The following is an 8,369-nucleotide window of genomic DNA, read 5'->3' as shown; positions in this document are numbered from 1 at the left end:
CGTCCAGGGCCGGTTGTGGACCCGCACCGCGACGGCGTCGGACGCGGACTCGCTGGTGACGGTGACGCTGTCGTCGATCGCGAAGGCCGACCTCACGGTCACGGCCTACCGCAGCAGCGGCGGGTCGTCCGTGGTCGACAGCGCCGTCGCGGTCAGCACGGCGTCCACCACGTCGCTGACCGCCCCCGCGGTGGTCGCGACGCCGGGCAGCTGGGTGAGCACCTACTGGGCGGTGAAGAGCTCCTCGGACACCTCGCTGAGCACGACCGGCGGCGGGGTGCGGGAGGCGACCTCCGGGTCCGGCGGTGGCGCGGTGTTCTCGCTCACCGCGGACTCCGACGGCGTCGTACCTTCCGGGCCGCAGGCCGGGCGGGTCGCCACCGCCAGCCCGTCGGTCACCCGGGCCGTGATGTTCAGCGTGGTGATCGGCCAGCCGTGAGGCCGCGACGCGGTGCCCGCAGGACTGTCCCCGGGTCCTGCGGGTACCGGCCGCGGCATGACCACCGGAATCGATACCGGTCGCCCCACGTCGGGCGACGTCCTCGACCTGATCGCTGACGACCACCGTCGATTCGAGCTGCTCCTGGCCCAGCTCCGCCTCGGCACCGCCGACCGCGACACCGTCCGCCGCGCGTTCGCCGACGTGCTGATCGCCCACGGCGAGGCCGAGGAGGAGCTCGTCTACCCCGTGCTGCGCCGCAAGGCCGAGGACATCGACGGCGAGACCGTCGAGCACGGCGAGGAGGAGCACGCCGAGGGCAACGAGGCGCTGCTGAAGGTGCTCGAGCTCAAGGGCACCGACACCCAGGCCTTCACCGACGCCGTGGAGGAGCTCAGCAACCTCATCGCCCACCACATCGCGGAGGAGGAGCTGACCATCATCGAGCCGGCGCGCACCGAGGTGTCGGCCAAGGTCCGCTTCGACCTCGGCGCCAAGTGGGCCGCGCGGCGCAACGAGCTGATCGACCAGGGCTGCGGCTCGGTCGAGAACGTCCGCCGCATCGTCGAGCAGGCGCGCGCCGAGGGCCTGCTCGACGATGACGACGAGGACGAGGGCGACGACGAGGAGTGACCCGCTGGCCGGCGCCGGCCGGGGTCAGACGATCCCGGCCGCCCGGCCCACCTCGCGGTAGGCCGCGGCCAGCGAGTCCACCGTCTCGTGGGCGTTGAGCCCGCTCGGGTTCGGCACCACCCACAGCTCCGCGCCGGCGAGGTCCTCCGGCTGGCGCCCCGGCACCGCCCTGGGCCTGCCGAAGGCGGCGCGGTAGGCCGTGATGCCGGCGATCGCGACCACCTTCGGCTGCTCCCGCTCGACGAGCGCCACGAGCTGCGCACCGCCGGCCCGCAGCTCCTCGTTCGACAGCTCCGAGGCCTTCGCCGTCGCACGGGGCACGACGTTGGTGATGCCGATCCCGCGGTCGCGCAGCAGGTCGCGCTGGTCGTCGTCCATGCCGTTGGCCGGGTCGACCGGCGTCGTGATCACCCCGGCCCGCAGCAGCGCGGGGTAGAAGCGGTTGCCCGGGTGGGCGAAGTGGGTGCTCGTCGCCGCGGTCCACAACCCCGGGTTGATGCCGACGAAGAGCAGCCGCAGCTCCTGACCCGGCCGGGTCGGAAGCAGGTCGGGGACGACGGCGTCGCGGAACGACTCGAGCTCGGCGCGGGAGAAGGTACGGCGGGGCGCGGTGGTCACGGCGACGAGCCTGCCACGATGGGCCCGTGGCCGAACCGCAGCCCATCTGGAACACGTTCGTCGAGGGCGACAACCTCGACGTGCTGGCCGGCCTGCCCGCGGAGTCCTTCGACCTGGTCTACATCGACCCGCCGTACAACACCGGCAACGACTTCGCCTACCGCGACGACTTCCGCGGCGAGCGCGGCGAGGGCGCCCGCGGCCGGCACGCCGCGTGGCGGGCCTTCATGCGCCCCCGCCTCGAGGCCGGTCACCGGGTCCTCGCCCCGACCGGCGCGATCTTCGTGAGCATCGACGACCACGAGGTCGCGCACCTGCGGCTGCTGCTCGACGAGGTGTACGGCGAGGAGAACTTCCTCGCCCAGGTCGTGGTCAACCTCAACCCCAAGGGCCGGCAGCTGGGCCGCGGCTTCGCCACCTCGCACGAGTACCTCCTCGTCTACGCCAGGGACGCCGCCCGGTGCGTCCTGGATGCGTCGTCGGCCTCGACCGTCGTCGAGTCCGACTTCCCGCTCGTCGCGCCCGMCGGCCGCCGCTACCGGCGCCTCCCGCTGCGCAACACCAACAAGAAGTTCAACCCGCTCACCGCGCCGACGCTGCACTTCGCGGTCTGGGGCGMCCCCGACACCGGGCAGGTGGCGACCGAGCCGTTCCCCGGAGCCGTCGAGGTGAAGCCGGTGTTCGGCGACGGGACGCCGGCCGTCTGGCGCTGGTCCCGCCGCCGGATCGACGAGCGCCCCGACGACCTCGAGTGCCGCCGGGTGCGGGGGGTGGCGGGGGAGCGGGTCGACGTCTACCAGCGAGACTGGCGGCACCCGGTCGGCGGGCGGCGCAAGAAGCTGCGGACCATCTGGCTCGCCGAGGAGGTCGGCTCCACCGACACCGCGGTCGCCGAGCTCAAGGACCTGGTCGGCCACCTCTTCGAGTCGCCCAAGCCCACCGGGCTGCTGCTGCGGATCCTCGACACCATGCCGGACGACGCCCGGGTCCTCGACTACTTCGCCGGGTCCGGCACCACCGGGCACGCGGTCGCGCTCGCGAACGCGGCCGACGGCGGTCGTCGTACCTGCCTGTCGGTGAACGCGCCCGAGCCCACCCGGCCCGGCTCGAACGCCGAGCGGGCCGGCTACGCAACGGTCTCCGCGATCACCCGCGCCCGGCTGCAGGCGGTCGCCGAGCGGGTCGGGGGCGGGTTCGTCGAGCAACCCGGCCCCGCCTGAGCGCGGGCCTCAGCCGATTCCGGCGGCCTTCTCCAGCGCGGCGAGCTCGTCGTCGAGGAAGGTCAGCAGCCGCTGCAGGTGCGGCACCGTGCGCCGACAGCCGGTCAGGCCGAAGCCCATGTTGCCGGAGTACGACGTGCAGGTGATGTTGAGCGCCATGCCGTTGATCGGGATGGAAACCGGGTAGGTGCCGACGAGCTTCGCGCCGTTCCAGTAGTGCGTGTCCCGGGGACCCGGCACGTTGCTGATGATCAGGTTGAACGGCGGGCGCACCACGCCCTGCATGCCCAGGGCCGGGATGACAATCGAGGGCGCCATGCCGATCGCGCTCATCGCGACGATCTGCGCCGGCGTCATCGACGACAGCGCCTCCTTGCCGTCCTGCATCGACTGGTTGATGGTGCGCAGCCGGTCGGCGGGGTCGGCCAGGTCGGTGGCCAGGCGCACCATCACCGCCCCGATCGCGTTGCCGCCCTCGGCGGAGGCGACGCCGGCCTGCTTGGCGTTCAGCCCGACCGGGACCATCGACACCATCGAGCGGTCCGGCAGGGCGTCGAGCTCCTCGAGGTAGGTCCGCATCGCGCCGCTGCACATGGCCAGCACGACGTCGTTGATGGTCGTGCCGGTGGCCTTGCCCACGGCTCGCATCCGCTCCACCGGCCAGTCCTGGGCGGCGAAGCGGCGCGCGCCGGTGATCGACTGGTTGAAGATCGTGCGCGGGGCGGCCAGGGAGACGGCGGACGTCTCGTTGCGCAGTCCCTTGCGCAGCGTCTTGACCAGCGCCGCCGGCATCCCGGCCGCCTCGGCGCTCAGGCTCATCGCGCTGCGCAGCGCGTCGGCCGGCAGGTCCGCGAGCGACTTGGCGGCGCTGGCCGCAGCGGTCAGCGGGTCGTGCCCCTCACCATCTCCCTCGCCCGGTTGCTGCCCGCGCCGGTTGCGGGGCGCGGCGTCCGCGGCAAAGGGCGCCGGCATGCCGCGCCGGTCGGGGTCGTCGGAGAGCACGCTCGCCATCAGCCGCATCGCCGAGATGCCGTCGACCAGCGCGTGGTGGAGCTTGGTGTACATCGCGACCCGGCCGTCGGCCAGGCCCTCGATGACGTGCGTCTCCCACAGCGGCCGCTCCCAGGCCAGCCGGGTGGAGTGCAGCCGGCCGACCAGCTCGAGCAGCTCCCGCACCCGGCCGGGCTGGGGGAGCGCGCTGTGGCGGACGTGGTGCTCGATGTCGAGCTGGTCGTCGTCGCGCCAGACCAGGGTGCCGCCGGTCCGCACCGAGCGGTGCGGGTGCTTCACGAACAGCGGTGCCAGCTGCTCGGTGTCGCGCATCGACTCGAACATCTCCCGGACGTAGCCCGGACCGGCGTCGGCCGGCCGTTCGAAGAGCTGCAGGCCACCGACGTGCATCGGCTGGCTACGGTTCTCCGCGAGCAGGAAGGCGGCCGAGGTCGGGTCGATGGGCCGGAACCCCGGAACAGAAACCACGGAGGTCCCCTTTCGTCGCAGGGCCCGATCCTTGCGCGTCCGGGTCCCGGTCACAACCGCCTGCCGCGTTTCATCTGCCCTCGAACCGGTTAGGACTCGGACGTGAACGACTTCTCGACGCCCGCGGGCTGGTACCCCGACGGCGACGGCTGGGAGCGGCGCTGGGACGGCAACGCGTGGACCGACGAGCGGCGCCGCAAGGCCGAGCCCACCCAGGTCCGCCAGCGGCACGACGACGCTGCGCCCACCGCCGTACCCGGTCAGCAGGCGCAGCCCGGGCAGTCCGGGCAGCCCGGGCAGGGACCGTCGTTCCCCGGCGCCCCGACCGCGCCGCCGCCGGCCCAGGCACCTGCCGGACCGCCGCCGTCGGCACCGCCGGGCTACGGCCACGTCCCCTCGCAGCCGGGGCCGGGCAGCTGGCCCACCCCCGGCAGCTGGCCGAACAGCGGGCAGGGGCCCAGCGGCCAGGGGCAGGGCCCCGGGCAGCCGGGCCAGCCGTCGTACGGCACCCCGGCGGGCGGTCCGCGCAAGAGCCGCCTCGGGCTGTGGCTCACCCTGGCCGCCGTGCTCGTCCTCGTCGCGGGGGTCGGCATCACGCTCGCCGTGCTGCAGCCGTGGAGCGGTGGTGGCGGGTCGGGCGACGACCCGACCGACGAGCCGGCCACGGCCGCCGTGCAGGGCGACATCAACGGCGACGGGTACGGCGACGCGCGGTTCTACTTCTACCTCGACTACGACAAGGTGACGCGGGTCGAGGCGCTGAGCAACGGCAACGGCTTCGAGACCCGCGAGACCGCGGTCGACCCCTACCGGGAGCCCAACGAGATCTTCCTCGACTGGGACGGCGACGGCGCCAACGACCACCTCGCGTGGAAGTTCGTGGCCTCCGGCAAGCAGGTCACGCTGACGTCCTCCGACGACGCCTTCCCCGAGGACCAGACGTTCACGCTGTCGCTGTCGACGCTGAAGGAGTACGGCGACGCGGAGATCCAGCTCGCCCACGGTGACTTCGACGGCGACGGCGACCAGGACCTGGTCATCGCCAGCCCCAACGACCGCAACGTCGACGTCAGCGTGCTCACCAACGACGGCAAGGGCACCTTCTCCGCCCCGCGGCTGTGGCTGTCGATGCCGAACGCGGTGATCGACGTGGTGCGGCTGCACCCCGGCGACTTCGACGGCGACGGCGACACCGACCTGTGGGTCCAGCTGCCGGCCGAGCGGGTCAGCGACAAGGACTATGGCGGCTACTACTCCGGGGACCGTGGCTACGCGCTGCTGACCTCGACCGGCAAGGGGTTCGACGCCGGCGCGGTCAACAAGCCGGGCGTCTACCTCGACGCGCTGCGCGCCGGCGACGTGACCGGCGACGGCAAGACCTACCTCATCGGCGTCCGCACCAACTCCAGCACCGGGATCATCGACGTCAACGCCTACGACGTCTCCAGGGGCCGCCTCGAGGAGGTCGCCGGCTTCACGGGCAGCTCGAAGATCGGGTCCCGGACGCTGCAGGGCGCCGTGCTGAGCGACGTCACCGGCGACGGCAAGGCCGACCTCGTGTTCGTGGTGAAGGCCTTCGGCGAGTCGAAGTTCACCGGCGTGCAGGTGATGACGTCGACCGGGTCGGGCTTCGAGTCCGCGCTGGTGTGGACCGACACCCCGGTGTGCGAGGACGACGACTGCCGCATCGAGTTCATCGGGGTACCGCGCTACTGACGGCCCCCGGCCCCGGTCGCCCGGCTGCCCCGGCTAGCCGGGGCGCTGGTCGAGCTCGACGCGGAGCTCGCGGACCACGGAGTCGACGACGGCGACCAGGTCGTTGTCGGTGCGCCCGGCCACCACCCGCTGGCGCTGGTACGACGGACCGCGGGTCGGGATGTCGAGGACGGACGCCAGCTCCGCGGAGCAGCCGAGTCGCTCCGCGGTGGGCGCGAGCTGCTCGACGAGCTCGGCGAGGTCCTCGGTGACCAGCCGCTCGTTCGACTCGGCGTCGAGGATCACGATCGCGTCGACGCCGTACCGTGCGGCGCGCCACTTGTTCTCCTGCACGTGCCACGGCGGCATCGTCGGCAGGCGCTCGCCGGCGGCGGCGCGGCCGTCGAGCCAGACGACCAGGCAGTGCATGAGCGCCACCAGCGCGGCCATGTCGGTGAGGGTCGAGACACCGTCGCAGATGCGGTTCTCGAGGGTGCCGTGCGTGGGGGCGGGGCGCAGGTCCCAGCGGATCTCGCTGAGCTCGTCGATGACGCCGGTGGTGACCTGGTCGTGCGCGAACGCCTCGAACTCCTCCCACCGCTCGAACTGGAACGGCAGGCCCGCGGTCGGCAGCTGCTGGAACATCAGCGCCCGGTTGGAGGCGTAGCCGGTGTCGACGCCCATCCAGATCGGCGAGGACGCCGAGAGCGCCTGCAGGTGCGGGTAGTAGGTGAGCAGCGCGGCGAGGACCGGCATCACCCGGCTCTTCTCAGGGAGGCCGACGTGCACGTGGACGCCCCAGATCAGCATCTGCCGGCCCCACCACTGGGTGCGGTTGATCAGCTCCTCGTAGCGGTGGCCCTCGGTCAGCTGCTGCCCGGTCCAGCTCGCGAAGGGGTGCGTGCCGGCGCCGTACAGGTCCAGGTCGAGGTCGTCGGCCGCGGAGGTGACGTGGCGCAGCGTGTCGGTCAGGTCGGCCATCGCGTCGGCGACGGTGGGGCACACGCCGGTCACGACCTCGACGGTGTTGCGCAGCAGCTCCTTGTGCAGCTTGCCGGGGTCGGGCATCCGCGGCTTCGCCCGCGCGAAGAGATGGGCGGCGTCGTTGCGGAGGTCGCGGGTGCGGCGGTCGACCAGTGCGAACTCCCACTCCACCCCGAGCGTCGGCTCGGGCGAGCCGTGGAAGTCGATGCGCACCTCCTCAGCGTAGGGGTCGCCCGGTCGCGGTGGCGAACCTGACAGCATGGGGGGATGGACGACCTGCGGACCCTTCACCGCACGCTCGACCTGTGCCTGAAGGTGGGGGAGGTGCTGCTCTCGTCAGGCGCCGGTGCGCCGGACGTCGTCGCGACGATGCGGGCCCTCGCGCGGGCGCTCGGCGTGCGCCAGACCCAGGTCGACGTCACCTTCACGTCGCTGGCGATGAGCGTCCAGCAGGGGCTCGACGAGCCGCCGGTCGTGCAGCTGCGCTCGGTCACCCAGCGCGACATCGACTACGAGGACCTCACCCGTGTCGACCACCTGGTCCGCGACGTCGTCGCCGGGAAGGTGGGCCTCGAGGACGCCCGTACCGAGCTCGCGGCGATCGTGTCGTCCGGCCACGCCCGTCCCCGCTGGGCGGCGACCCTCGGCGTCGGCGTGATGTGCGGCGGCGTCGGCCTCCAGCTCGGCGGCAACGCGGTCGTGGTGCTCGTCGCGATGCTCGCCGCCGTCTGCATCGACCGGCTGCAGATGTGGATGACCCGGCGGCGCCTGCCCGGCTTCTACCAGCAGGTGGCCGGCGGCGTCGTCGCCACCGTCCTCGCCGCGCTCGGCACCCGCCTCGCCGAGCCGTGGGTGCACCTCAACGCCTCGCTCGTCGTCACCGCGAACATCATCATGCTGCTCGCCGGCATCGGCTTCGTCGGCGCGATCCAGGACGCCCTCTCCGGCTTCTTCGTCACCGGCGGCGCCCGCGTGCTCGAGGCGGTGCTCGCGACCGCCGGCATCATCGCCGGCGTCAGCGGCGGCCTGTCGCTGTGCGCGCAGATCGGGCTCGAGATCCCGCGGCTCACCCTGCCCCGCTTCGACCTGGTCAGCCTGACCGCCACCGCGATCGGGGCCGGCATCGCGGCCGCGGCCTTCGCCTTCGCCTGCTACGCCCCGCTGCGCACCCTGCTCCCGATCGGCGTCCTCGGAGCCGGCGCGATCACCGCCACCGGCCTGATCATCGAGGCCGGCTTCGGCCGCCCCTGGTCGGTCGGCATCGCCGCCTTCATGATCGGCCTCTTCGGCTACACCGTCGG

The 8,369-nt window shown here is 72.9% G+C and carries 7 protein-coding genes and 1 pseudogene; 5 read left to right on the top strand and 3 right to left on the bottom strand.

The features are described from left to right. Together L615_RS23610 and L615_RS21320 are read left to right on the top strand one after the other, a co-directional pair. A pseudogene (locus L615_RS23610) lies at positions 1–439 on the top strand (PKD domain containing protein); the annotation flags it as partial. A gap of 57 nt (positions 440–496) precedes the next feature. After that, entirely contained in the window at positions 497–1,072 is a 576-nt protein-coding gene (locus L615_RS21320; protein WP_145726405.1) for a hemerythrin domain-containing protein, read from the top strand. A 24-nt stretch (positions 1,073–1,096) separates the two neighbouring features. Here the strand turns inward: L615_RS21320 and L615_RS21315 are convergent, their stop codons facing one another. Further along, on the bottom strand, positions 1,097–1,690 hold the full coding sequence (locus L615_RS21315) for a mismatch-specific DNA-glycosylase (protein WP_028656752.1): 594 nt from the start codon (positions 1,688–1,690) through the stop codon (positions 1,097–1,099). A 26-nt stretch (positions 1,691–1,716) separates the two neighbouring features. Here L615_RS21315 and L615_RS21310 point away from each other — a divergent pair, with 26 nt between their 5' ends. Further along, positions 1,717–2,910 carry a site-specific DNA-methyltransferase gene (locus L615_RS21310; protein WP_145726404.1) on the top strand — a complete coding sequence of 398 codons (1,194 nt, stop codon included), beginning with the start codon at positions 1,717–1,719 and terminating at the stop codon, positions 2,908–2,910. 9 nt (positions 2,911–2,919) lie between these two features. On the opposite strand, the gene L615_RS21305 is transcribed toward L615_RS21310, so the two are convergent. Next, a complete protein-coding gene (locus L615_RS21305; RefSeq protein ID WP_036518689.1) occupies positions 2,920–4,389 on the bottom strand; it encodes a wax ester/triacylglycerol synthase family O-acyltransferase in 1,470 nt (489 codons plus the stop codon). A 102-nt stretch (positions 4,390–4,491) separates the two neighbouring features. Between L615_RS21305 and L615_RS21300 the strand changes: the two genes are divergently transcribed. Continuing rightward, complete coding sequence (locus tag L615_RS21300; protein WP_145726403.1) at positions 4,492–6,105, top strand: DUF2510 domain-containing protein; 1,614 nt, start codon at positions 4,492–4,494, stop codon at positions 6,103–6,105. A gap of 33 nt (positions 6,106–6,138) precedes the next feature. Here the strand turns inward: L615_RS21300 and L615_RS21295 are convergent, their stop codons facing one another. Then, the gene (locus L615_RS21295) at positions 6,139–7,281 is read right to left on the bottom strand and encodes a glutamate--cysteine ligase (RefSeq protein WP_028656748.1); all 1,143 of its coding nucleotides are present in this window, start codon (positions 7,279–7,281) and stop codon (positions 6,139–6,141) included. Between the two features lie 54 nt (positions 7,282–7,335). Here L615_RS21295 and L615_RS21290 point away from each other — a divergent pair. Beyond that, positions 7,336–8,369: threonine/serine exporter family protein (locus tag L615_RS21290; protein ID WP_145726401.1), on the top strand; the 1,034-nt coding region annotated here is incomplete at its 3' end.

It is taken from the genome of Nocardioides sp. J9, from assembly GCF_007829375.1.
Classification (GTDB): Bacteria; Actinomycetota; Actinomycetes; order Propionibacteriales; family Nocardioidaceae; genus Nocardioides.
Note: the sequence above shows the minus strand (reverse complement) of the source record. Positions and strands in the feature narration are given on the sequence as shown.